Origin of the sequence: Aeromicrobium sp. (genome assembly GCF_049587115.1) — a bacterium.
Lineage (GTDB): Bacteria > Actinomycetota > Actinomycetes > Propionibacteriales > Nocardioidaceae > Aeromicrobium.
The window spans coordinates 20,824-44,258 of record NZ_JBAVDI010000096.1; the positions used below are offsets into that span (position 1 = coordinate 20,824).

Consider the following 23,435-nt stretch of genomic DNA (forward strand, 5'->3'; position numbering starts at 1 on the left):
ACGGTTCGGGCGGCCGGAGCGTGTCCCCAGCACCGTCCCGCAGCAGGGCGCGAAGCCCACACACGGGAGTTGGCTGGACGCATGATCCGTCGATGTGCCACCGTCACGCTCCTGCTCGCGCTCGTCCCGGCGGCCGCGGCCGCGGCGGTCCAGGAGTCCTGGGAGTGGCCCCTGGACCACCACGCCGTCGGGCAGCGCTTCGATCCGCCTTCCGGCCCGTACGCGGCGGGCCACCGGGGGGTCGACATCGCGGCCGCGCAGGGTGATCCCATACGGGCCGTGGGGGCGGGCCTGGTCACGTTTGCCGGGAGGGTGGGCGGTACTGGCGTCCTCACGATCGACCACGGCCGCGAGCGTTCGACCTATCAACCGGTGCGGGCCCAGGTTTCGATCGGCGAGGCCGTTCACGCCGGGCAGGTCGTCGGCACGCTGCTCGGCGCCCCGAGCCACTGCGCCGACGCGTGCCTGCACCTGGGCCGGGTGGTCGCCGGGGAGTACCTCGACCCGCTCGACCTGCTCGGCGGAAGACGCTTTCAGCTGATCGACCCGACCGGCACCCCACCGGCGCCTCCGGCTGGAGCCGGGGGCGTCCTGGAACGGCCCGTCGGTGGTCCCATCACCTCGGCGTACGGGATTCGAGTGCACCCGGTCACCCGGCAGCGCAAGCTGCACGACGGCACTGACTTCGGTGCTGCGTGCGGCACGCCCGTGCACGCCGCGGAGCAAGGCACGGTGATCGGTCGCTCGCACCGCGGCAGCTACGGCAAGCAGATCGTGATCCGCCACAAGCCCGGCCTCGAGACGTCGTACAGCCACCTGAGCGTTCAGTCGGTCGATCTGGGGGAACGCATCGACTCGGGCGACATCATCGGGCGCTCCGGCAGCACCGGACTCTCCACCGGGTGTCACCTGCACTTCATGGTCATCGTGTCTGGCGACCCCGTGGACCCCCAGGATCTGCTCTAGGCGGGTCAGGCGCGAGGGTGGGCGAGCTGGTAGGCCGATCGAAGTCGCTCGGTGCTGACGTGGGTGTAGATCTGCGTCGTGCCCAGCGAAGCATGGCCCAGGATCTCCTGAACGCTGCGCAGATCGGCGCCTCCCTCCAGCAGATGGGTCGCCGCGGTGTGCCGCAGCCCGTGCGGCCCCATGTCGGGCGCACCATCGACCGCAGCGATCCGCTCATGGACCACCCGGCGGACCGCTCGCTGGTCGATCCGACCACCACGCATCCCCAGCAGCACTGCCGCACCACTGCTATCGGTCATCAGCGCAGGACGACCGTGCTCGAGCCACAGCTCGACGGCCTCGGACGCCGGTAGACCGTACGGCACGGAGCGCTCCTTGCTTCCCTTGCCGAGCACTCGCACGACCCGCCGACCACGATCCAGGTCGTCGATGTCGAGGCCGACCAGCTCGCCCACCCGAATCCCGGTCGCGTAGAGCAGCTCGAGGATCACGAGATCGCGCAGCCCACGGGCCCCGTCGTCGACCAACGAGGCGATGGCCACGTCAAGGAGCGCTCTGACCTCATGCTGAGTCAGTGCGACCGGTAGCTCGCGATGTGCCTTGGGACTGGCCAGAAGGGCTCCCGCGTCCTGTGCTGCCTGTCCCGTGCGAGCCAGCCAGGCTGTGAACACCCGTGCCGTCGTCGCTCGACGGGCGATAGTGGTCCGGGCCCTGCCCAGCGTCTGGAGGTTGGCCAGCCAGCTGCGCAGCGTGCGGAGCGACAGCTCGGCCGGGCCTGTCACGCCGAGCCGCTCAGCGTGGGTCGCGAGGCTCTCCAGATCGGTCAGATAGGCACGCACCGAGTGGCTCGACAGACCGCGCTCGGCCCGGAGGTGCTGCTCGTACGCGGCCAGTGCCGCCGACCACGCCTCGCTGAGGACCTCCGACTGTGCTGTCATCGACTCCAGTCTCACCGCTCCGCGCTTCACCCCGCGTCGGCGCGCCGAGAGAGCACCCATCCCGTCCCCACTCGCGTGGCTATTCGACCCCGCTCCAGCAAGCTCAGTGCGCTGCGGACGTCGCGGACCGTGAGCCGCACGATCGACGCGACCTCGGCGACCTGCCGTGGCGTGTGCCAGTCGAGGCCGTCCACGGTGGTGCGCGCCTCAGGGCTCAGCCGGTCGAGATCGGTCATCGGCATCGTCGGATCCTCGTCGAGCGCGGCGCCAAGTCCGGACAGCTCGGCCACGGCCTCTCGCCCACTGGTGACGAGCACGGCCTTGCCTGCCCGCACCGCTGCGTGGGCGCCAGCCGATTGGCGCGAGGTCACCGGACCGGGCAGAGCCATCGTCGTGCGGCCGAGCTGATCGGCCCAGTTGAGGGTGTTGAGAGAGCCGCTACGCACTGCGGCCTCGACGACCAGTGTCCCGCGGGTCGCGGCGGCGATGAGCCGGTTGCGAGACAGGAAGCGCTGCTTGAGCGGCGACTCCCCCGGCGCCTGCTCGCTCAGAACGACTCCTGCCTCGGCGATTCGAGCGAGCAGGGCCGCGTGTGACCGGGGGTAGTCCACGTCGACACCGCACGCCAGCACCGCAGCGGTGGATGCGCCCATCAGGAGCGCGCCGCGGTGTGCGCAGCCGTCGACGCCGTAGGCGGCTCCGCTGATCACGGTCCACCCCGCATCGGCACAATCTGCCGCGAGGTCGGAGGTGCACTCGGCGCCGTACGTCGTGCAGTCCCGCGCGCCGACGATCGCGATGCTCCGGTGGCACAGCTCACCGAGATGCCCGGCGCCCCGGAGCCACAAGCCGACCGGCGCGCCAGTCACGCCCTGCAACGGCTCGACGTGATCGAGGTCCGCCAGCCCGGGCGGCCACTCCTCGTCACCGAGAGTGATCCATCGCAGGCCCGAGGCCTTCGCCCTTGCGGCGGCCGCGTCAACCAATGACTCGATCGCCCGCCCCCGCTCCACCCATGCCTCGGGGATGACGGTGTCCGGCAGCCGGTGACGACCGAGCACCGCTGCGAGTATCTCGGTCGGATCGTGGGCCAGCAGCAGGTCGCGCAGTCGTGGGTCGCCTGGTGCAGCGATCAGGCTCAGACCGAGCCGATCCTGCCGGGTCACGACGCCTGCACCAGGTCGCGCAGCGCACTGCCCAGCGGTGTGCCTCGCCGCAAGGACAGTGCGGTGTCGACGTCATCGCCCGTCGGCACCGCATGACCGTGCAGATCGGCGATCGTCCAGCAGAGCCGAAGGATCCGATCGGCGGAGCGCGGATTGAGCTTGGCGCTGCGCAACTGCTGATCGACCAGCAGCCGTCCCTGGTCGCTGATCGGCCACCGTTTGCGCAGCTCCACCCCGGGGATCTCGCTGTTGAGCCGCCACGACGTGGCCTGCAGCCGGTGTCGCTGCCGCTCGCGCGCCTCGGCCACGTCGACAGCAAGAGCGGCGGTCGACCGACCACCTGAGAGGACTTCGACCAGCTCGGGGCGCGAGAGCGGTGACAGAGAGCGATGGATGTCGATCCGGTCGCGAATCGGGCCAGATAGCCGGTCGGCGTAGCGGCGCCGCATCAGAGGCGTGCAGCGACACTGGTCGCTGACTGCCGAGCTCAGTCCGCATGGGCACGGATTGGCCGCGAGCACGAGCTGGAACTGCGCCGGATAGGCGGCGGTCATCGCGGCCCTGGACACCACGACGTGACCGCTCTCGAGCGGTTGGCGCAGCGCTTCGAGCACATTCGATGCGAACTCAGGCGCCTCGTCGAGGAACAGCACGCCGTGATGGGCCAGCGACAACGCACCGGGCCGGACCACTCGACTCCCCCCTCCCACGATCGCCACGGCGCTGGCCGTGTGGTGCGGGTCGAGAAACGGCGGCCGATGGAGCAGCGGTGCGTCACTGGGGAGCACCCCGGCAACCGAATGGACCGCGCTGACCGCGAGCGCCTGCTCATGGGTCAGGTCGGGAAGCAAACCCGGGAGGCGCTGCGCCAGCATCGTCTTGCCGATCCCGGGTGGGCCGGTCATGAGCAGATGATGGCCGCCAGCCGCAGCGACCACCAGCGCCATGCGGGAGTCCTCTTGACCGGCAATGTCTGCCAGGTCCAGATGTCCCAGCCGGTCCGCGGACGTCCACGACGTGCTCGGCGTCTGGTCGAGCGGCGGAACGGGCGGGTCGTCGGGCTCATCACCTCCGGTCAGCAGCGCCACGGTCTGCCGCAGGGATCGGACGCCGATGACCGACGCCCCTCCGACGAGCTCGGCCTCCGGCGCGTTGACCTCGGGGACGAAGATCCGGTCGAACCCCGCCTCGACTGCCGCAAGGGTGGCCGGCAGCACACCCCGGATGGCCCGCAACCGGCCGTCCAGGGCCAGCTCACCGAGAAACACCGCGTCGGCCAGTCCCTCGGTCGGCACGAGGGACTTGGCCGCGAAGACCGCGAGCGCGATCGCCAAGTCATAGTGCGAGCCGGATTTGGGCAGGGTGGACGGGGCGAGATTGATCGTCACGCGCTGATCGGGCCAGGTGGTGCCCGAGTTCGAAACCGCCGAGCGGCACCTGTCACGGGCCTCGTTGACCATCGTGTCGGCCAGACCCACCAGCACGGTGGCTGGCAACCCTCCAGATATGTCGACTTCGACCTCGATCGGTCGGCCCGACAGCCCGTCCAGCGTCACGGAGTGGGTCGCGGCGGCCATCAGGCGACGCCCGTGATGCGGGCAACGATGGGAGCCCCGCGCGGTGGCACGACGACCGAGACCACATCGATGCGGACGCTGGGGGGCTCGATGTCGTGGACCTCGAGCCACTGCGTCGCGAGACGTCGTAGCCGCGCCGCCTTGCGGCCCGTCACGGCCTCGAACGGACCACCATGGCGTGTCGAGGTGCGGGTCTTGACCTCGCAGATGACCAACGTCGAACCATCCCGGGCCACGATGTCGACCTCACCGAAGCGACACGTCCAGTTGCGAGCCAGCAGCACCATGCCCAACGATTCGAGATGGTCGGCGGCGATCCGCTCGCCGTAGGTGCCCAGGGCCTTGTTGCGCGCGTACGTCATGGCCCCAGCGTCGACCGGGTCGGCCGTCGGTGTCCCGCGCATCCCCCACGCTGTGGACAGGCGAATCGCGGGTGGGGCCGTGTGGAAACTCAGGCCCGCCGGTCGGAGGTCGGGCTCAGTCGGTGCCAGGCACCTTGAAGTCCGAGCCCTGCAGCTCCTCGACGTTGACGTCCTTGAACGTCAGCACCTTCACGGTCTTGGCGAACCGCGCCGGGCGGTAGATGTCCCACACCCAGGCATCGTTCATCGAAACCTCGAAGTACGCGTCCCCAGTCTCGGACCGGACCTTCACGTCGACCTGGTTGCACAGGTAGAAACGACGGTCGGTCTCGACGACGTACTTGAAGATCGACACCACGTCCCGATACTCGCGATACAGCGCGAGCTCCATCTCCGACTCGTATCGATCCAGATCCTCAGAACTCATGGTTCACTCGCTGTCGCTCGCTCATGCCGGGCGCCCTTCCATTGCAGCTCGTACGTTGACATAGCGTCGGCGGTGCTCGGGGCACGGACCGTGCAGCTCAAGCGCCCGCTGGTGCACCGGGGTGCTGTAGCCCTTGTGCGTGGCGAAGTCGTAGACCGGGTGCTCCTCGTGAAGTCGCAACATCATCCGGTCGCGGGTCACCTTAGCGATGACCGACGCGGCCGAGATCGACGCCGCCACGCGGTCACCCTTCCACATCGCGAGCCCCGGGGCACCCAGACCATCGACGGGAAAGCCGTCAGTCAGGATGTATCCCGGCCGCACGGCGAGGCGCGCCAGCGCGCGGCGCAGCGCCGCGATGTTGGCCACGTGCAGCCCCATCCGGTCGCACTCGGCAGCGGGGATCACCACGACCGATACGTCCACCGCTCGATCGATGATCAGGTCGAAGCAGGCCTCGCGACGCTTCTCGGTCAGCAGCTTGGAATCCGCAAGGCCCGCGATGGGACGATCCAGGATCACCGCAGCCGCGACCAAGGGACCGGCGCAAGCACCCCGGCCAGCCTCGTCCACGCCGGCAACTGGGTGCAGACCCTGACGGGCGAGCGCTCGCTCGAACCCGTAGAGCCCGGCATCACGCCGGATCGTCGAACCCTTGGCCAGCCGTGTCACGCAGTGAGCCTAGCCGCAACCGACAGCGCTGCGACGACGGACGCGCAGGGACTCAGACGTCGCGCTTTTCCTTGATCTTGGCGGCCTTGCCACGCAGGTTGCGGAGGTAGTAGAGCTTGGCCCGGCGGACGTCGCCGCGGATGGCGACCTCGATCTTCTCGATCACCGGGGTGTGCAGCGGGAACGTACGCTCCACGCCGACGCCGAAGCTGAACTTGCGCACGGTGAACGTGCGGCCGATGCCTGAGCCCTGAACCTTGATGCAGACACCCTTGAACACCTGGACACGCGACCGGCTGCCCTCGATGACCTTGACGTGGACATCCAGCGTGTCGCCGGCCCGGAAGTCAGGAAGATCGGTGCGCAGTGCGGCGTTGCCGACCTGATCGACGATGTTGGTCATGGTCTACTCCTCGCTGGTGCCACAGGTCACCGACGGATAGCTTGCGAAAAATGATGGGGCAAAGCGGCGATGATCGAGATTCCCCTGAGGCAGAATCGTCGGCGCCAAGGGTCAATGTTGCCACATTCGGGCACCCGGAGGAAATCGGCTCCTCGGCTCAACCCAGCAGGTCAGGCCGACGCAGTCGCGTGCGTTCCAGCGCCTGCTCGCGACGCCAGGCCCCGATGGCCGCATGATTGCCCGACAGCAGGATCTCCGGCACTTCCAGCCCGCGCCAGCTGGCCGGTTTGGTGTAGACCGGGTACTCCAGCAGGCCGTCGTCGCCGTGCGACTCCTCGACCAGCGAATCCGGATTGCCCATGAAACCCGGGATCAGACGCACGATGGCCTCGATCATCGCCAGGGCGGCCACCTCGCCCCCGTTGAGCACGAAGTCGCCCAGCGAGACCTCCGCGACCTGCCACCGGCCCGTCGCGTGGTCGATGACCCGCTGGTCGATGCCTTCGTAGCGGCCACAGGCGAACACCAGGTGGCTTTCGCTGCTGAGCCGTTCGGCGGTGCGCTGGGTGAACAGGTCGCCAGACGGCGTCGGTACGACGATGACGCAGTCGGGGGTGGCCAGCGCGTCGAGCGCCTCACCCCAGGGCTCGGCCTTCATCACCATGCCGGCGCCGCCGCCGTACGGAGTGTCGTCGACGCTGCGGTGCTTGTCGGAGGTGAAGTCCCGCAGGTCATGGGTCGTCACCTGCAGCAGGCCCGAGGCCTGGGCCTTGCCCGTCAACGAGAGCTGGAGCGCGTCCAGATATGCCGGGAAGATGGACAGGATGTCGATCTGCACGGTCATTCGCTCGTCTCGGCTCGCGCCGGATCGAGCAGACCCTCGATCTCGTTGATCGTGACGAAGCCGCCCACGACGTCCACGACCGGCACGATCTCGGTGACGAACGGCACGAAGACCTCGCGCTCGTCGATGCGGACCGTCAAGGTGTCCTGGTGTGGTCCATGAATGATGCCGGTGACTGCGCCCACGACGACGTCGCCAACGCGCGCCTGGAGGCCGACCAGCTGGTGATCGTAGAACTCGTCCGGATCCACCGGCACGTCGTGCGGGTCGACGACTGCTTCGAGGATCGTGCCGTGGATGGCCTCGGCCGCGTTGCGATCCGGAATCTCCTTGAACGCCACGACCAACCGGCCGCTGTGGTGTCGCGCCGACGCGATGGTGAGGGTCCGGCTGCCGCAGATGACCGACGAGCCCGGAGCGAAACGTCGCTCGGGCTCGTCGGTACGGATGTCGACGTTCAGCTCACCGCGGATGCCATGGGCCCGGCCGATACGACCGATGACGACCTGCACGGAATCAGTTCCGGCGATCGACGTCCACGAAGTCGATGCGCGCGCCGCCACGTCCGGCGATCGCGCCCGCGACCTTGCGGATGGCGGTGGCCGTTCGGCCCTGACGGCCGATGACCTTCCCCAGGTCGTCCGGGTTGACCCGCACCTCGAACAGCTCGCCGTTACGCGTCTGCTTGGCACGCACGTTGACATCGTCAGGACTGTCGACGATGCCGGAGACGAGATGCTCGATGACCTCGATGATGGGCGCCACGGTCAGGCCTTGGCCTCGTCGGCCTTGGCCTCGTCAGCCTTCGGCTCCTCAACCTTGGCCTCGTCAGCCTTGGGCTCCTCAGCCTTGGCCTCGTCGGCCTTCGGCTCGTCGGCCTTGGCAGCGGCCTTCTTGGCGGCGGCGGCCTTCTTGGTCGTCGCGTCGGCCTTGGGCTCGTTGTGGAGCTCCTTGAGCGCGTCCTGGAAGATGTCTTCCTTCGAGCGCTTCTCCTCGGCGAACTTCATGGTGTTCTTGCCACCGATGTCACCGGTGATCTTGAGCAGCGCAGCGACGGCCTCCGTCGGCTGAGCGCCGACTCCGAGCCAATATTGTGCGCGCTCGCCGTCGACCGTGATGATCGAGGGCTCGGCCTTGGGGTTGTACGTGCCGATCTCCTCGATGACGCGTCCGTCGCGCTTGGTGCGCGAGTCGGCAACGACGATGCGGTAGAAAGGCGTACGAATCTTGCCCATGCGCTTCAGGCGAATCTTGACTGCCACGAGTGTGGTGTCTCCTCAGATGTATGAATGTGGTGACCTACCGGTGTCGCGTGGGGACACGGCCGACAGGATCGGTGAGCCGGACTGCACGGAGATGAGAGGGTCTCCGACGCGTACCGGACGCAAGGAGTCATTCTGCCAGATCACCCGCCATCGCTCCAATTCGGTGGCGGGCAAGCGGTCAGATGCGCGGTCTGCTGGCCCTGACCCTGCAGGGCACGCCACAGGCCCACCGGTTGAACGAGAACTCCCAAACCAGTCCGGTCGAGGGTCGCAACTGGCGTCCACACGGGTCAGAACGCGCCGTGGCGCCCCTCGCCATCGGTGAACCGCTTCGCCCCGTCGGCTCCCTCAGCGCGAACGATTGGGACGCCATGGACACCTTCGGAGCGAAGCGCGATGTCGAGGGGAAGGTCCCACTGCCGGTAGGTCGACGCCCGGTCGACCTTCATGCACTCGGCAGGGAAGGCAGCGATCTGCTCGGCGAGGCCATGCGCGACAGTGAGTGACTCCCCCACCGGAACGACGCGGTTCGCCAGGCCCATCTGAAGGGCTTCGTGCGCTCCCACCGGCCGGCCGGTGAGGATCATGTCCAGAGCGCGCCCCTGGCCGACGATCCTCGGGAGGCGGACAGTGCCGCCGTCGATGAGCGGGACCCCCCACCGACGACAGAACACGCCGAAGATGGCGTCCTCGTCGACGACCCTCAGGTCCGCGATCAGCGCGAGCTCTAGCCCACCGGCCACGGCATGTCCCGACACCGCGGCGATGACCGGCTTGCTGAGCTCCATCCGACTCGGACCCATGGGCCCGCTGCCCAGACCGTCCGGGTCGAGCTGATGGCGCCGCTGCGGATCATCGACCGCCGAAAGGTCCGCGCCGGCACAGAACGTCCCACCGGCACCAGTGAGGACAGCGACGGAGAGCGCGTCGTCTTCCTCGAAGCGTTGGAACGCCTCACGCAGCTCCGCCGCCATCGGGCCGTCGACCGCGTTGCGTACCTCTGGCCGGTCCATCGTGATCGTGCAGATGTCCTCGTCGACATCGAAGCGAACATGGGTCATGGGGCCATTCTTGTCATACCGGTGATCGACACAGCCGACGCGGCCATGCCTAGTGGCGCCTCGGAGCCCAACCAGGGGGCGCCAGCACATAGCCGACCTTGTCGCGCAGGCGCGGTGCTCGCCGGACGTCGTTCCAGATTCGCGCGTACTCGCCGTACTGCAACGACCACACGTTGTACGTGTCGACGGGATGCGTCAGCCCGTACGTCGGACGATGCTGCTCGATCTGGAAGCTTCCGAACATGCGGTCCCAGACGATCAGGATGCCGCCGTAGTTGCGGTCCAGGTAGATCGGGTCCGATCCATGATGGACGCGGTGGTGCGAGGGCGTGTTGAAGACCGCCTCCCACCACCGCGGGAACCGGTCGATTCGCTCAGTGTGGAGGTGAAACTGCCAGATCAGGTTGATCGAGAAGACGAAGTAGATCATCCACGGCGGAACGCCCAACAGCGGGAGGGGCAACCAGATCAGGACCTCGAACCACTGGTTCCACTTCTGTCGCAGTGCGGTCGAGAAGTTGAAATAGATGCTCGAGTGGTGCGCCTGATGCCCGGCCCAACCGAGACGGACCCGGTGCGAGAACCGGTGGTAGGTGTACCACAGCAGATCCACCCCGATGATCACCCCGACCCAGGTCCACAGGTTGCTCGCCGACAGGTGCCATGGCGCCACATGGACGTAGAGCACGGTGTACAGCAGAAACGCCGCCGTGCGGAATGCGACCGAGAACGCCAGCGATCCCACGAACATCGTCAGGCTCGCTCGAGTGTCCTCCCTGAGGTAGCCCATGGCCGGCCGATCCTGCTCACCGCTGGCCTGTGCACCGCTCGCGCCCGCCTCCAGCCGGTCGTGGGAATCCTCCCGACGTACCGCCGCCATCTCGATCAACATGAACAGCACGAAGAACGGCACGGCCGCTCCGGCCGGGTCATTCAAGTTGTGCTGGAACGCTTCCCACATCGGCTCATCGTGACACGCCAGCGGGTCTCGAGGGAGTCGATCCAACGAGATGTCCGGCCCGGCGATTCACCACCACATCGCGAGCTCGGCGCACCGATGTGGGTCTTCACGCCGGCGTCACAGCAGGTCCTTGAGCTCCTTGGGCAGCTCGAAGTCCTCGGTGCCGCCAGCCGGGAAGCCGAAGGCATTGGCGCCATCGCTCTTGGGTGCCGCTCCGGCCGCCTCGGCCGCGCGCTTGGCCGGATTGCCCGACACCCGCTTGCCCTTCTTCTTCTGCTGCGGCTTCTGCTTGGCGCCGGTTCGCTTGCCTGCACCGGGCAAGCCGGGCATGCCCGGCATCCCGGGCACCCCGCCACCCTTTGCCATCTGCTGCATCATCTTCCGGGCGTCGAAGAAACGATCGACAAGTCCATTGACGTCCTTGACCTGGGTGCCGGATCCGTTCGAGATTCGAATACGGCGGGAACCGTCGATCATCTTGGGATTGGCCCGCTCGGCCGGAGTCATCGACAAGATGATCGCCTTGATCCGGTCGACGTCGCGCTCGTCGAAGTTGGCGAGCTGATCCTTGTACTGGCCCATGCCCGGGATCAGTCCCATGATCTTGGACATCGAGCCCATCTTGGAGATGGCTTCCATCTGCTTGAGGAAGTCGTCGAGCGTGAACGAACCCCCCATGAGCTTTTCGGCGTCCTTGGCCGCCTGCTCGGCATCCATGACCTTCTCGGCCTGCTCGATCAGGGTCAGCATGTCGCCCATGTCGAGGATGCGGCCGGCCATCCGGTCGGGATGGAACGCATCGAAGTCGGTCAGCTTCTCGCCGGTCGACGCGAACATGATCGGCCGGCCCGTGATCGAACGGACGGACAGTGCCGCACCACCGCGGGCGTCACCATCGAGCTTGGTCAGCACGACACCGGTGAAGTCGACTCCCTCGAGGAACGCTTCAGCCGTGACGACGGCGTCCTGACCGATCATCGAGTCGATCACGAACAGGACTTCGTCCGGATCGATCGCGGCGCGGATGTCAGCAGCCTGCTGCATCAGCTCGGCGTCGATGCCCAGACGACCTGCGGTGTCGACGATGACGACGTCGTGCAGTGTCCGGCGGGCCTCGGCGAGGCCGTTGGTCGCAACCAGGACTGGATCGCCGACACCATTGCCCGGCTCAGGAGCGAAGACCGTGACACCGGCCTGCTCCCCGACGACCTGGAGCTGGGTGACCGCGTTGGGACGCTGGAGGTCGGCCGCGACGAGCATCGGCGACTTGCCCTGCGACTTGAGCCACAGACCCAACTTGCCGGCCAGCGTCGTCTTGCCGGCTCCCTGGAGCCCGGCGAGCATGATGACGGTCGGCGGATTCTTGGCGTATCGAATCCGCCGGGTCTCGCCGCCCAGGATCCTGACGAGCTCGTCGTTGACGATCTTGATGACCTGCTGGGCAGGGTTGAGCGCCTGACTCACCTCGGCGCCGCGGGCCCGCTCCTTGACGTTCGCGATGAACTCGCGCACCACCGGAACAGCAACGTCGGCGTCGAGCAGCGCGACACGAATCTCACGCGCGACCGCATCGATGTCGGCCTCGGAGAGTCGACCCTTGCCGCGCAGGTTCTTGAACGCTGACTGCAGTCGGTCTTGCAGGGTGTCGAACATACGTCGGTCGTCGTCCTCGGATGGAAGAATGGGGTCTGGTCAACTCTAACCGAGAGACATTCGCGGCTCTCCCGCGTGGGCGGTCGGGCCGTCTCTCAGGGCCGCCCCTCAGATCAGTCCAGGGCTGCGGTCAGCCCGTCTCGCAGGGCCGTCGCGGTTGCGTCGTCCAGCGGGAGACCGCCATCGTCGACGACGTAGAAGACATCCCGGACCTCCTCGCCGTACGTCGACATGTGCGCCGACCGGATCGAGAGGCCCCGTGAAGCGATCTGGTCGCACACGGTCCAGACCAGCCCGCGCCGGTCCTGCGCGCGAACTTCCAGCAGCGTCGCCGTGTCGGACAGCTTGTCCAGCACGCGGACTCGGGCATCCGGGGCGTCCGTGATCGAGGTCAGCTCGAGTCGACCGGCAAGGTCGAGGTCTCCGGCCATCGCCGGACGCAGACGATCGGTCAGGCGGGCCGGGTCGACGTCAGGTCGGGAGACCTCCCACAGCGACACCGCCGCGTCGCCTCGGGTCACCGTTCGGGCGGAGCGGATCGCGATTCCCGCCAACGCCAGTCCCCCGGCAAGATCGGCCATGACCCCCCGCCGGTCGGCCGTCAGGATCGTCAGCAGGGAGCCGCCCTGGTGCGGCTCGACGGTAAGCGTGAAGTCACTCGGACCGAGCGCGCCGAGATCGGGGATGGGCACGGTCGCCGGCCAGCCCTCGTACTCGTCGGCCTGGGGCACGACGGTGCCGTCGAGGATTCCGCGCACCTTCTGGACGAGCCCGTCGACCAGGCCTCGTCTCCACGCCGACCACGCCGAGGGGCTGGTCGCCTGGGCATCCGAGGCCGTGAGCGCCGCGAGCAGATCGAGGAAGTCCTCGGTGCCGACGATCTCGGCGACATTGGCCGCAGTTGAAGGATCCTCGATGTCGCGCCGGGTCGCGATCGTCGGAAGCAGCAGGTGCCAGCGCACCAACCTGCCGACGACCGCCGCGTCAGCACGGTTGAATCCCCACCGCTGGGCGATCCCGGCAGCCATCGGTTCACCCACTTCGGAATGGTCGCCCTCCACACCTTTGCCGATGTCGTGCAGCAGCGCCGCCACCGCGAGCAGGTCGGGACGCGCGACGTCGCGCTTCACCGCCGAAGCGAAGACACAGGTCTCCAGGCTGTGCCGGTCGACGGTGAATCGGTGCACAGGCGAGGAGGAACCTCGTAGCCGGATCGCGCTCCACTCAGGCAACAGCGCATCGATGACACCGGCGAAGTCGAGCTCGTCCCACACCCGGATGAGCCCCGTCCCAGCGGACAGCAGGTCGACCATCAGTCGCGACGTCGACGGCGGCCATGGGTCGGACAGCTCTCCCATCGAGCGCGCCAGCCGTGCCGCCGAGCCGGGACTCAACGGCAGCCCTGCCCGGGCCGCGGCGGCTGCCGCCCGCAGGGCAACCTCGGGATCGGCGGCCGGGTCGGCCTTGGCCGTGACGATGACCTCGCCGTCGAGCACGCCGACGCCGTCGGCAAGCGGCGCCACCAGCGGCCCGGTCGCAGTGATGGCGCGGGGGCGCGCCGGGGTCAGCGCAGCGTCGATCTTGTGCCAGGACAACGCCGCGAGGTGCGCGATGCGTCGCCCGATCTCGCGCGCGTGCAGATCGAGCTCACTGGCTCCCATCCCCAGGTAGCGGGCCACATCGGGGATGTTCTCGGCAGTCAGCCGGTCTGCGCGCCGGCCACTGGTCTCGTGCAGCGCATCTCGAACGTCGAGCAGATCCGACCGCAACGACTCGGACTCCCCATGTGGCACGTCGATCAGCCAGGTCGCGACGAGCGCACGCAGGATGACGCTGTCGCGCAGGCCGCCGCCTGATTCCTTGAGATCGGGAACTGCGGCGTGCGCCAGCCATCCCGCCCGATCGATTCGGTCACGACGCGCTTGGCGCACCTCCTCCACCCGAGCCCGCGCATCGCGTCGCCAGTCGGCCAGGACCTGCGATCGCAGCGTCAGCACGAGCCCGGCGTCGCCGGCCACCGTTCGGGCGTCGAGCATGCCCATCGCGGCACGATGATCCGTCGCAGCGGCCGCCCTCATCTGGACCGTGTCCCGGACCGAGTGGTCCAGCGCGACACCGTCGTCCCACAGCGGATACCAGATCGCCTCCGCAACCTCGCGCACGACCGCCTCGTCGATCGACGGGTCGTGCAGCAGGACCACGTCGAGATCACTGAACGGCGACAGCTCCGAGCGGCCGTATCCGCCGACCGCGACCAGGGCCAGACCGGGGCCTTCACGCGGATCGCTGCCGTCGGCGGGGACTGCGGTCGAGAACAGCCCCCGCAGACGCCGATCGGCGGCGAGCGCCCGGTCGCTGCGTCGCTGGGCCAGTTCCCGCAGGGACCCGACGCCGTGGTCGGTCACGGCCTAGAGCGCCGACTCATCGGTCTCGCCGGTGCGCACCCGCACGATCGACTCGACCGGCAGGACCCAGATCTTGCCGTCACCGATCTGCCCGGTCCGGGCAGACTCGGCGATCGTCGACGTCACGGACTCCACATCTGCATCGTCGACCACGACCTCGATCCGGACCTTCGGGACGAGCGACACGTCGTACTCGACCCCGCGGTAGACCTCGGTGTGACCCTTCTGCCGGCCGTAGCCGCTGACCTCCGTCACCGTCATGCCGGCGATCCCCGTGGCGGCCAGCGCCTCGCGGACGGATTCCCACAAGTGCGGCTTGATGACCGCGGTGACAAGCTTCATGTGTCGGACTCCTAGCCGAGGTGAGGGCCGCCGGGCGACGATCCCGTGTGATCGTATGCGGTTTCGAGGTGCTCGACCTGATCGATACCGGTGACTTCGTCCTCTTCGGTGACACGGAACCCGATCGTTCGCTGGATCACCGTCCCGATCGCGTAGGTCACGCCGAACGAGTACAGCAGCACGACTGCGACTGCCACCACCTGCCGACCGAGCTGGTCCAGGCCGCCGCCGTAGAACAGGCCGGGGCTGCCGAATCCCAATGCCTCGACGTTCGTGCCGGTCGCGAGCAGTCCGATCAGCAGCGTCCCGACCAGTCCGCCGACGAGGTGGACTCCCACGACGTCGAGGGAGTCGTCGAAGCCGAGTCGGTATTTCAGCCCGATCGCGTACGCGCACACAGCTCCCGCAACGAGGCCCACGACGATCGAGCCGAGGGGTGAGATCGAGCCGCACGCGGGGGTCACCGCAACCAGACCGGCAATCGCGCCCGATGCGGCGCCGAAGCTCGTCCCCTTCTTGTCCCGCACGACCTCGACGACGAGCCAGCCGAGCATCGCCGCTGCGCCGGCTCCGGTGGTGTTGATCAGGGCGAGCCCCGCCAGGTCTCCGGCTGCAAGTGCTGAGCCGGCGTTGAATCCGTACCAGCCGAACCACAGCAGCCCGGCTCCGAGGAGCACCGACGGGAGATTGTGCGGCCGCATCGGCTCACGCCTCCACCCGACCCGTCGACCGACGATCAGCGCGAGGGCCAGTGCAGCGCCACCGGCGTTGATCTCAACCGCTGTGCCACCCGCCAGGTCCAGCGCACCCAGGCGGTTGGCGATCCAGCCACCCGTGACGACGCCCCCGTCGAAGGCGAAGACCCAGTGTGCGACCGGGAAGTAGACCAGTGTCAACCACACCGGGACGAATACCGCCCAGGCAGAGAACTTGACCCGGTCGGCGACCGCTCCGCTGATCAGCGCGACGGTCACGATGCCGAACAGCAGCTGAAAGACCACGAACACGTACGTCGGGATGGTTCCCGTCAGCGAGTGCTGGTCCATGCCACGCAGGCCGAGCTGCCCGAACCCGCCGATCAGGCCGCCGCCGACATCGTCACCGAAGGTCAGGCTGTACCCGTAGACGATCCAGATCACCGGGGCGATCGCGAGCGCCAAAAAGCTCATCATCATCATGTTCAGGACGCTCTTCGCGCGCACCATGCCGCCGTAGAAGAACGCGAGTCCCGGCACCATCAGCATGACGAGTGCCGATGCGGCCAGCATCCACGCCGTGTCTCCTGAGTTCATGACTGCCTCCGGCTCCGAGCAGGGCGTAGCGACGTCGTCGCGAATCATCTCCCGCGTCGCTGGCGGAGACTACCGCAACATGGCGACGGCGCGGCACCTCAGTCGGTGCCGCGCCATCGCTGAACTATTCCCGAACGGCTAGAGGGCCGCCTCGTTGGTCTCGCCGGTGCGCACGCGCACGACCGAGTCCACCGGGATGACCCAGACCTTGCCGTCTCCGATCTTGCCGGTCTGCGCTGCACCGGTGATCGTGCTGACCACGCTGTCCACATCGGCATCGTCGACGACGACCTCGAGGCGGATCTTGGGGACCAGGGAGACGTCGTACTCAGCACCGCGGTAGACCTCGGTGTGTCCCTTCTGCTGGCCGTAGCCGCTTGCCTCGGTCACCGTCATGCCGGCGACCCCGGCGGCAGCGAGCGCCTCACGGACTTCTTCCCACTTGTGCGGCTTGATGACCGCTGTGACGAGTTTCATGTTCAGAGCTCCTTCAGGATGCTGGAACCGCCGGTGGCGCTCCCGGCGTAGTCGTAGGCCGTCTCGAGGTGCTCGACCTGGTCGATGCCCGTGATCTCGTCTTCCTCGCTGAGGCGGAACCCGATGGTCACATCGATCAACTTACCGATGATGTACGTCAGCACGAAGGAATAGCCCAGGACGGCGAACGCGGCAACAGCCTGCTTGCCGAGCTGGCTGAGGTCCCCACCGTAGAAGAGACCCACGTCACCCGTCGCGAGAAAGCCGATCAGCAGCGTGCCGACCAGACCACCGACGAGGTGGACGCCGACGACGTCGAGCGAGTCGTCGAAGCCGAACCGGTACTTGAGGCCGACCGCAAGGGCGCACAGCGCACCGGCGATGACGCCCAGGATGATCGAGCCGAATGGTGACAGCGCACCGCAGGCCGGCGTGATTGCGACGAGACCGGCCACAGCGCCAGACGCGCCACCGAGGCTCGTTGCCTTGTTGTCGCGGACGACCTCCACGAGCATCCAACCGCCCATCGCGGCTGCCGTCGCGACCGCTGTGTTGACGAACGCGAGACCCGCCAGGCCATTCGCGCCGACGGCGGAGCCGGCGTTGAAGCCGAACCAGCCGAACCACAGGAGACCGGCACCCAGCAGAACGAACGGCAGGTTGTGCGGACGCATCGGGTCCCGCTTCCAGCCGACTCGCTTGCCGAGAACCAGCGCGAGAGCCAGACCGGCAGCGCCGGCGTTGATGTGGACCGCTGTGCCGCCGGCGAAGTCGAGTGCCTCCAGCTTCGTCGCGATCCAACCGCCGTTGTCGCCGAAGTCGAAGACCCAGTGCGCCACCGGGAAGTAGACCACCGTGACCCAGATGGCGGTGAACAGCGCCCAGGCGCCGTACTTCGCGCGGTCAGCGATCGCGCCGCTGATCAGCGCCACCGTGATGATCGCGAACATCAGCTGGAAGGCGACGAACACATACTCGGGGATCGTGCCGTATGCCGTGTCGACGCCGATGTTGTCCAGTCCGAGACGCTTGAAGCCGCCGAGCAGGCCGTTGCCGTCCGGGCTGAAGGCGAAGGAGTAGCCGTACAGGACCCAGAGCACGGGCACGATGGCGAGTGCCATGAAGCTCATCATCATCATGTTGAGCACGGTCTTGGAGCGGACCATGCCGCCGTAGAAGAACGCCAGTCCTGGCGTCATGAGCAGAACCAAGGCCGAGCTGGCCAGGATCCATGCAGTATCGCCGGTATCCATGAAACCTCCGGTTGAAAGTGTGCGTGACAGCAGGCAGAGGAACTGCCTACCGGACTACACCTTGGGCTCCGGGGGTTTCGGTGTGCGGGCATTGATGTTGCCCTCAGGTCACAAATACCGCCGCTGCGTTAACAGCGTGTTACTCAGGCGGGGGCTAGCCCAGCAGGGCGTCGACGAACTCGTTGGCATCGAACGGCGCGAGATCGTCTGCTCCTTCGCCGAGGCCCACGAACTTGACCGGGACCCCGAGCTCGCGCTGCACCGCGATCACGATGCCGCCCTTGGCAGTCCCGTCGAGCTTGGTGAGCACAATGCCGGTGACATCGACGACCTCGCCGAACACCCTGGCCTGGGTCAGCCCGTTCTGACCCGTCGTGGCGTCGATGACGAGCAGGACCTCGGTGACCGGGGCCTGCTTCTCGATGACCCGCTTGACCTTGCCAAGCTCGTCCATGAGTCCGGCCTTGGTGTGCAGACGCCCGGCGGTGTCGACCAGCACCACGTCCGTGCCGTCCGCGATCCCGCGCTGCACGGCCTCGAAGCCGACGCTCGCAGGATCGCCGCCCTCGGGGCCACGGACGGTCGGGACTCCGACCCGCTCGCCCCACGTCTGCAGCTGGTCGGCCGCTGCGGCACGGAACGTGTCCGCGGCACCCAGCACGACGGTCTTGTTCTCGGCGACGAGGACGCGGGCGAGCCTACCCACCGACGTCGTCTTGCCGGTGCCGTTGACGCCGACGACCAGCACGACACCCGGCTTGCCATCTGTTCCTGTCGACACGAGCGAGCGGTCCAGAGACGGGCCGATCAGCCCGATGAGCTCTTCGCGAAGGGCCGACTTGGCCCTGGCAGGATCGTCGATGCCCTCGACCCGCATCCGAGTCCTGAGGTTGGCGACCAGCTGATCTGTCGCGGTCACACCGACGTCAGCGGCGAGCAGGGTGTCCTCGATCTCCTCCCACGCGGCGTCGTCGAGCGTCGACCGGCTGAGCACCGCCAGCAGCCCCTTGCCGAGCGAGCCCTGCGATCGAGCCAGTCGGGCGCGCAGACGAACCAGGCGGCCCTGCGGCGATTCGGGACGATCGATGGTGTCGACAGCCGCTTCGGGGATCGGCGGCTCGGCTGGACCGTCCTCATCCCCCAGATGCGGTTCGGGGTGCTCCGGGTGCTCGATGACCTCCTCGGTCACCCGATCGAGATCGGCTGGCGGCGGAAGCTCCCTGCGGCCACGGCCGATGACGAGGGCGGCGCCGGCGCCGAGCACGACGACGGAGGCGAGGATGGTCAGCAGCAGCACGGTCAGAGTCACCCGACGATCCTATGCAGATCGCACCACTGTTCCGTCGCACCGTCCCGATCGTGGTGAAACTTCTGTCGGACTGACCGTCAGGTCTAGGCCGATCCGCTGGTCGTTGCATCCGGCTCGACGAGCAGGGGGCTGACCGCTGCCCTGACAGCCTCGGGAATCGGCGTCACCACTCGCGTCGCCGCGTCGACGTAGACATGGACGAATCGTCCGATTGCTGCGGGCTCGGGCGATTGGCCCTGGAACAGCCCGATCCGGTAGACGATGCTCGAGGTGCCGATCCTGGTGACGGCCAGCCCGGCTTGCACGTCGTCCGGGAAGGCCAGCTCGCGCAGGAACTCGCACTGGGTCTCCGCGACGAGCCCCACGGCATCCAGTCGCCGAATGTCGGTGCCGGTCGCGTCGATCAGGTGGCCGTTGACCGCCGTGTCGAAGAACGAGTAGTAGACGACATTGTTGACGTGACCGTAGACGTCCTCGTCCTCCCACCGGGTCGTGATCGTTCGAAGCACGTCGAAGTCCGCACGACGGAACGGCGCCGGCTGCCCGCCGTCCGGTCCCGTCATCAGGCGGAATCTTCTTCGCGAAGTCGCTGGCTGATGACTGCCGACACTCCGTCGCCGCGCATCGAGACGCCGTACAGCGCGTCGGCGACCTCCATCGTCCGCTTCTGGTGGGTGATGACGACGAGCTGGGAGTTGGCCCGCAGCTCCTCGTAGAGGTCCAGGAGCCGGCCGAGGTTGGCGTCGTCGAGCGCAGCCTCGACCTCGTCGAGTATGTAGAACGGGCTGGGCCGGGCCTTGAACAGGGCCACCAGGAAGGCCACCGCGACGAGCGATCGCTCCCCACCGGACAGCAGTGAGAGCCGTTTGACCTTCTTGCCCGGCGGTCGCGCCTCGACGTCGATCCCGGTCGTCAGCATGTTCTGCGGATCGGTGAGGATCAGGGCGCCCTCACCACCGGGGAACAAACGGGCGAAGACATCCTGGAATTCCCGCTCGACGTCGTACCACGCCTCGGTGAAGACCTGTTCGACCTTGGCATCAACCTCCTCGACGATCTCGAGCAGGTCCTGGCGGGTCTTGCGCAGATCGTCGAGCTGCTCGGAGAGGAACTGGTGGCGCTCCTCCAGCGCCGTGAACTCCTCCAGCGCCAGCGGGTTGACCTTGCCGAGCATCGCCATCGAACGCTCCGCGGAACGCAGGCGTTTGATCTGCGCCTCACGCTCGTACGGCACAGGCTCGCCGGGCTCGGCGTCGTCCTCGGTGATCGGCGGCACCAGCTGCTCGGGCCCGTACTCTGCCACCAGGGTGTCGACCTCCAGCCCGAGCTCGTCGAGCGCCCGACCTTCAAGTCCCTCGAGTCGCAGACGCATCTCCGCGCGTGCCATCTCGTCCTTGTGCACTGAGTCGGTCAGCCCGTCGAGCTCGGCGATCTGCTCCCGCAGCTGCCCGCGTACGTGGCGCAGCGTCTCCTCGCGACCCGTGCGGGACTGCTCGATCTCGGCACGAACCGCGGCCGCGCGGGTCACCGACTGCTCAAGGAGCACGAGCACCTGGTCGCTCGCGGCGATCACGGCTCTGGCGGTCTCGGCCTCGCGCAACTGACGCTCGCGCCGCTCCGTGGCCTTGATCCGCTCCTCGCGCTCGGCCTGGGCAGCCTCGAACAGGGCAGTGACCTGACCTGCGAGGGCGCGGGTTCGTTCTTCGTTGGTCCGCAACGACAGTCGGGCGTCGGTCTCGGCGCGGCGCAGAGTCGATGCGGCGTCAGCGAGCTCCTCGAGCAGGGCGGTGTCCGGCTCCTCCTCGGGAGCCGCCTCCGCCTGGGCCAAGCGGTCTTCGAGCTCGATCAGGCCCGACAGATCTTTTGCTTGTGACTCCTCGGCCTTGGCGATCGCCACGGCCAGCCGGTCGGCCTCGCCGCGGGCAGCCCTTGAGGTTGCGCCCAGGTGCCCGAGGTTCTCGGCAACAGCCGCCATCGTGGCGTCGGACTCATGGAGACGGCCGAGCGCGGCATCGACACGACCTTGGGCATCGGCACGGGTGGTCTCGGCAGTCTCCTGCTCGAAACGCAGTCGCTCCAGAGTGTGGACCGCCCGAGCGAGGTCGTCCGTCGCCTGGGTGATCGCGGCCTGGACCTCGATGAGGCTTTGTGTGGACGTGGAGCCGCCTGCGGCAAAGTGAGCGCCGAGCACGTCCCCGTCCTGGGTCACCGCTGTCACGTCCGGTGCGTGCCGGATCAGCTCCTGGGCCTGCTCGAGGCTCTCGACCACCGCGACCTTGAACAGCAGCCGCCGCAGGGCGCCTTCGAGCGGGGCAGGTCCATCGACGACGTCGATCGCGTACGTCGCCGAGTCGGGCAGGCCGGGCCAGGTGGAGTCGTCGACCTCGCCACCGCCGAGCAGCATGCCGGCGCGTCCGAGGTCCTCGGACTTGAGCTTCTCCATCGCCGAGACGGCCGTGTCGAGGTGGTCGACGGCCACGGCGTCCGCCGCTGAGCCGAGAGCCGAGGCGATGGCGGTCTCGAATCCCGTTCGAACCGTCACCAGCGCGGCGACCGAGCCCAGGAGCCCGCTGATCTGGTCCGTCGCGGCCAGGAGCGCCCCGGCGCCGTCCTTGCGAGCGAGTCCGAGCTCGAGGGCCTCCTTGCGGGCTGCCAAGGCCGCTTGTTGCCGTTCGGCCTCCTGCGACTGGGTTCCGAGAGAAGCAAGCCGCTCGGTGATCTCTGCCAGCGTGTCCTCGGCGCCTTCGAGCTCCTCATCGAGGCCAGACTCACCCGCGTTGAGGCCAGCGATCTTGTTTTCCAGGGCCGTGAACTCGCGCTGCGCCTCGATGTTCCGCGACTCGGCTTCGAGGCGCGCTGCAGTGAGCCGGCCGATCTCCTCGCCGGCTGCGGTCGACCGGCTTCTGAGGGCATTGACCTGACCGTGCAACCTGGCCAACCCCTCTCGCTGATCGGCGGCGGCCCTCAGCAGGCCTGCGACGCGGCGCTCCTCGGCGGTGTACGCGGTCTCGGCCTCGTTGCGCTCGGCGATCACGGTCTCGAGCGCCAGACTCGACTCCTCGACGCCGGCGCTCAGCTGCTCGAGCTGTGCCTGGGCACGACGCGCATCGGCCTCGAGCTCCTCGGGTTCGCGTCCCATCCGGCGATCCTCTGCCTCGACGGCCGCGAGGCGGACCCGTTCGTTCGCGAGACCGGCAGTGCCCCGAATGCGCTCCCGCAATCCCGAGAGGCCGTACCAGGTCTCCTGGGCGGTGGACAACCGCGGCGAGTCCTCGCGAAGCTGGTCCTCCAGCTCGGTCTCCTGCTGGCGGGCCGCCGCGATCGACTGGTCGACGGCCTGGCGTCGCTCCTTGAGTGCGGTCTCGTCGGCGAGCTCCTCGGCGATGACCGATCGGGCGCTGACGATGTCATCGGCCAGGATGCGGGCCCTGGCGTCGCGGACATCGGCCTGGATCACCGCAGCGCGGCGGGCGACCTCGGCCTGGCGGCCGAGCGGCTTGAGCTGGCGGCGCAGCTCGGTGAGGACGTCGTTGAGACGGGTCAGGTTGCCCTGGGTCGCATCGAGCTTGCGGAGCGCCTTCTCCTTGCGCTTGCGGTGCTTGAGGACCCCGGCAGCCTCCTCGATGAACCCGCGGCGCTCCTCCGGGGTGGCGTGCAGGATCGCGTCGAGCTGGCCCTGACCCACGATGACGTGCATCTCGCGGCCGATGCCGGAGTCCGAGAGCAGCTCCTGGACGTCAAGCAGGCGGCAGGAGCTGCCGTTGATGGCGTACTCGGACCCGCCGCTGCGGAACATCGTGCGGCTGATCGTGACCTCGGCGTACTCGATGGGCAGGGCGCCGTCGGAGTTGTCGATGCTCAGCACGACCTCGGCCCGACCCAGCGGCGGGCGGCCCGACGTGCCGGCGAAGATGACGTCCTCCATCTTGCCGCCGCGCAGGCTCTTCGCGCCCTGCTCGCCCATGACCCAGGCCAGGGCGTCGACGACGTTCGACTTGCCCGAGCCGTTAGGCCCCACGATGCAGGTGATCCCCGGCTCGAGCTGGAGGGTCGTGGCCGAGG

The 23,435-nt window shown here is 68.0% G+C and carries 23 protein-coding genes; 1 reads left to right on the plus strand and 22 read right to left on the minus strand.

Translation table 11 applies throughout. The features are described from left to right. Positions 1 to 81: 81 nt before the first annotated feature. Positions 82 to 966 (plus strand): M23 family metallopeptidase, encoded by an 885-nt coding sequence (locus WB461_RS09400; protein WP_423852470.1) that lies wholly within the window; start codon positions 82 to 84, stop codon positions 964 to 966. 5 nt (positions 967 to 971) lie between these two features. Here the strand turns inward: WB461_RS09400 and WB461_RS09405 are convergent, their stop codons facing one another. The 22 genes from WB461_RS09405 to smc all read right to left on the minus strand — a co-directional run. After that, the gene (locus WB461_RS09405) at positions 972 to 1,904 is read right to left on the minus strand and encodes a tyrosine recombinase XerC (protein ID WP_423852471.1); all 933 of its coding nucleotides are present in this window, start codon (positions 1,902 to 1,904) and stop codon (positions 972 to 974) included. Positions 1,905 to 1,930: 26 nt separating this feature from the next. Further along, entirely contained in the window at positions 1,931 to 3,070 is a 1,140-nt protein-coding gene (gene dprA, locus WB461_RS09410) for a DNA-processing protein DprA (RefSeq protein WP_423852472.1), read from the minus strand. After that, positions 3,067 to 4,647 carry a YifB family Mg chelatase-like AAA ATPase gene (locus tag WB461_RS09415; RefSeq protein ID WP_423852473.1) on the minus strand — a complete coding sequence of 527 codons (1,581 nt, stop codon included), beginning with the start codon at positions 4,645 to 4,647 and terminating at the stop codon, positions 3,067 to 3,069. The genes dprA and WB461_RS09415 overlap by 4 nt, the downstream gene beginning before the upstream one ends. Beyond that, complete coding sequence (locus WB461_RS09420) at positions 4,647 to 5,009, minus strand: YraN family protein (protein WP_423852474.1); 363 nt, start codon at positions 5,007 to 5,009, stop codon at positions 4,647 to 4,649. The genes WB461_RS09415 and WB461_RS09420 overlap by 1 nt, the downstream gene beginning before the upstream one ends. 115 nt (positions 5,010 to 5,124) lie before the next feature. Continuing rightward, positions 5,125 to 5,436, minus strand: coding sequence for a DUF2469 domain-containing protein (locus WB461_RS09425; RefSeq protein WP_423852475.1), 312 nt, complete (start codon positions 5,434 to 5,436; stop codon positions 5,125 to 5,127). Between the two features lie 21 nt (positions 5,437 to 5,457). Further along, positions 5,458 to 6,108, minus strand: coding sequence for a ribonuclease HII (locus WB461_RS09430; protein WP_423852476.1), 651 nt, complete (start codon positions 6,106 to 6,108; stop codon positions 5,458 to 5,460). Positions 6,109 to 6,160: 52 nt separating this feature from the next. Beyond that, positions 6,161 to 6,511 (minus strand): 50S ribosomal protein L19, encoded by a 351-nt coding sequence (gene rplS, locus WB461_RS09435; RefSeq protein ID WP_423852477.1) that lies wholly within the window; start codon positions 6,509 to 6,511, stop codon positions 6,161 to 6,163. A 157-nt stretch (positions 6,512 to 6,668) separates the two neighbouring features. Next, entirely contained in the window at positions 6,669 to 7,355 is a 687-nt protein-coding gene (gene trmD / locus WB461_RS09440) for a tRNA (guanosine(37)-N1)-methyltransferase TrmD (protein WP_423852478.1), read from the minus strand. Further along, a complete protein-coding gene (gene rimM / locus WB461_RS09445; RefSeq protein WP_423852479.1) occupies positions 7,352 to 7,867 on the minus strand; it encodes a ribosome maturation factor RimM in 516 nt (171 codons plus the stop codon). The genes trmD and rimM overlap by 4 nt, the downstream gene beginning before the upstream one ends. A 4-nt stretch (positions 7,868 to 7,871) precedes the next feature. After that, positions 7,872 to 8,111, minus strand: coding sequence for an RNA-binding protein (locus WB461_RS09450; RefSeq protein ID WP_423852493.1), 240 nt, complete (start codon positions 8,109 to 8,111; stop codon positions 7,872 to 7,874). Positions 8,112 to 8,122: 11 nt separating this feature from the next. Continuing rightward, complete coding sequence (gene rpsP, locus WB461_RS09455) at positions 8,123 to 8,617, minus strand: 30S ribosomal protein S16 (RefSeq protein ID WP_423852480.1); 495 nt, start codon at positions 8,615 to 8,617, stop codon at positions 8,123 to 8,125. Positions 8,618 to 8,910: 293 nt separating this feature from the next. Then, on the minus strand, positions 8,911 to 9,681 hold the full coding sequence (locus tag WB461_RS09460; protein WP_423852481.1) for a crotonase/enoyl-CoA hydratase family protein: 771 nt from the start codon (positions 9,679 to 9,681) through the stop codon (positions 8,911 to 8,913). A 49-nt stretch (positions 9,682 to 9,730) separates the two neighbouring features. Next, positions 9,731 to 10,642 (minus strand): sterol desaturase family protein, encoded by a 912-nt coding sequence (locus tag WB461_RS09465; RefSeq protein ID WP_423852482.1) that lies wholly within the window; start codon positions 10,640 to 10,642, stop codon positions 9,731 to 9,733. Positions 10,643 to 10,759: 117 nt separating this feature from the next. Next, on the minus strand, positions 10,760 to 12,295 hold the full coding sequence (ffh, locus tag WB461_RS09470; protein WP_423852483.1) for a signal recognition particle protein: 1,536 nt from the start codon (positions 12,293 to 12,295) through the stop codon (positions 10,760 to 10,762). Positions 12,296 to 12,408: 113 nt separating this feature from the next. Beyond that, positions 12,409 to 14,700, minus strand: coding sequence for a [protein-PII] uridylyltransferase (locus WB461_RS09475; protein WP_423852484.1), 2,292 nt, complete (start codon positions 14,698 to 14,700; stop codon positions 12,409 to 12,411). Between the two features lie 3 nt (positions 14,701 to 14,703). Further along, entirely contained in the window at positions 14,704 to 15,042 is a 339-nt protein-coding gene (locus WB461_RS09480) for a P-II family nitrogen regulator (protein ID WP_423852485.1), read from the minus strand. Positions 15,043 to 15,053: 11 nt separating this feature from the next. Continuing rightward, positions 15,054 to 16,334, minus strand: coding sequence for an ammonium transporter (locus tag WB461_RS09485; RefSeq protein WP_423852486.1), 1,281 nt, complete (start codon positions 16,332 to 16,334; stop codon positions 15,054 to 15,056). Between the two features lie 138 nt (positions 16,335 to 16,472). Continuing rightward, complete coding sequence (locus WB461_RS09490) at positions 16,473 to 16,811, minus strand: P-II family nitrogen regulator (protein ID WP_423852487.1); 339 nt, start codon at positions 16,809 to 16,811, stop codon at positions 16,473 to 16,475. A gap of 2 nt (positions 16,812 to 16,813) precedes the next feature. Beyond that, the gene (locus WB461_RS09495; protein WP_423852488.1) at positions 16,814 to 18,064 is read right to left on the minus strand and encodes an ammonium transporter; all 1,251 of its coding nucleotides are present in this window, start codon (positions 18,062 to 18,064) and stop codon (positions 16,814 to 16,816) included. A 154-nt stretch (positions 18,065 to 18,218) separates the two neighbouring features. Further along, positions 18,219 to 19,373, minus strand: coding sequence for a signal recognition particle-docking protein FtsY (ftsY, locus tag WB461_RS09500; RefSeq protein ID WP_423852489.1), 1,155 nt, complete (start codon positions 19,371 to 19,373; stop codon positions 18,219 to 18,221). Between the two features lie 83 nt (positions 19,374 to 19,456). Further along, a complete protein-coding gene (locus WB461_RS09505; RefSeq protein ID WP_423852490.1) occupies positions 19,457 to 19,936 on the minus strand; it encodes an acyl-CoA thioesterase in 480 nt (159 codons plus the stop codon). Then, positions 19,936 to 23,435: chromosome segregation protein SMC (smc, locus tag WB461_RS09510; RefSeq protein WP_423852491.1), on the minus strand; the 3,500-nt coding region annotated here is incomplete at its 5' end. The genes WB461_RS09505 and smc, both read right to left, overlap by 1 nt.

Excerpts from the sequence above, each read along its gene's own strand:
- WB461_RS09480 (WP_423852485.1), bottom strand. The coding sequence starts at position 15,042 with ATGAAGCTTGTCACCGCGGTCATCAAGCCGCACTTGTGGGAATCCGTC.
- WB461_RS09495 (WP_423852488.1), bottom strand. The coding sequence starts at position 18,064 with ATGGATACCGGCGATACTGCATGGATCCTGGCCAGCTCGGCCTTGGTT.
- WB461_RS09460 (WP_423852481.1), bottom strand. The coding sequence starts at position 9,681 with ATGACCCATGTTCGCTTCGATGTCGACGAGGACATCTGCACGATCACG.
- WB461_RS09415 (WP_423852473.1), bottom strand. The coding sequence starts at position 4,647 with ATGGCCGCCGCGACCCACTCCGTGACGCTGGACGGGCTGTCGGGCCGA.
- WB461_RS09420 (WP_423852474.1), bottom strand. The coding sequence starts at position 5,009 with ATGACGTACGCGCGCAACAAGGCCCTGGGCACCTACGGCGAGCGGATC.
- WB461_RS09505 (WP_423852490.1), bottom strand. The coding sequence starts at position 19,936 with ATGACGGGACCGGACGGCGGGCAGCCGGCGCCGTTCCGTCGTGCGGAC.
- WB461_RS09405 (WP_423852471.1), bottom strand. The coding sequence starts at position 1,904 with ATGACAGCACAGTCGGAGGTCCTCAGCGAGGCGTGGTCGGCGGCACTG.
- WB461_RS09490 (WP_423852487.1), bottom strand. The coding sequence starts at position 16,811 with ATGAAACTCGTCACAGCGGTCATCAAGCCGCACAAGTGGGAAGAAGTC.
- rplS (WP_423852477.1), bottom strand. The coding sequence starts at position 6,511 with ATGACCAACATCGTCGATCAGGTCGGCAACGCCGCACTGCGCACCGAT.
- WB461_RS09400 (WP_423852470.1), top strand. The coding sequence starts at position 82 with ATGATCCGTCGATGTGCCACCGTCACGCTCCTGCTCGCGCTCGTCCCG.
- WB461_RS09485 (WP_423852486.1), bottom strand. The coding sequence starts at position 16,334 with ATGAACTCAGGAGACACGGCGTGGATGCTGGCCGCATCGGCACTCGTC.
- ffh (WP_423852483.1), bottom strand. The coding sequence starts at position 12,295 with ATGTTCGACACCCTGCAAGACCGACTGCAGTCAGCGTTCAAGAACCTG.
- WB461_RS09425 (WP_423852475.1), bottom strand. The coding sequence starts at position 5,436 with ATGAGTTCTGAGGATCTGGATCGATACGAGTCGGAGATGGAGCTCGCG.
- WB461_RS09465 (WP_423852482.1), bottom strand. The coding sequence starts at position 10,642 with ATGTGGGAAGCGTTCCAGCACAACTTGAATGACCCGGCCGGAGCGGCC.
- trmD (WP_423852478.1), bottom strand. The coding sequence starts at position 7,355 with ATGACCGTGCAGATCGACATCCTGTCCATCTTCCCGGCATATCTGGAC.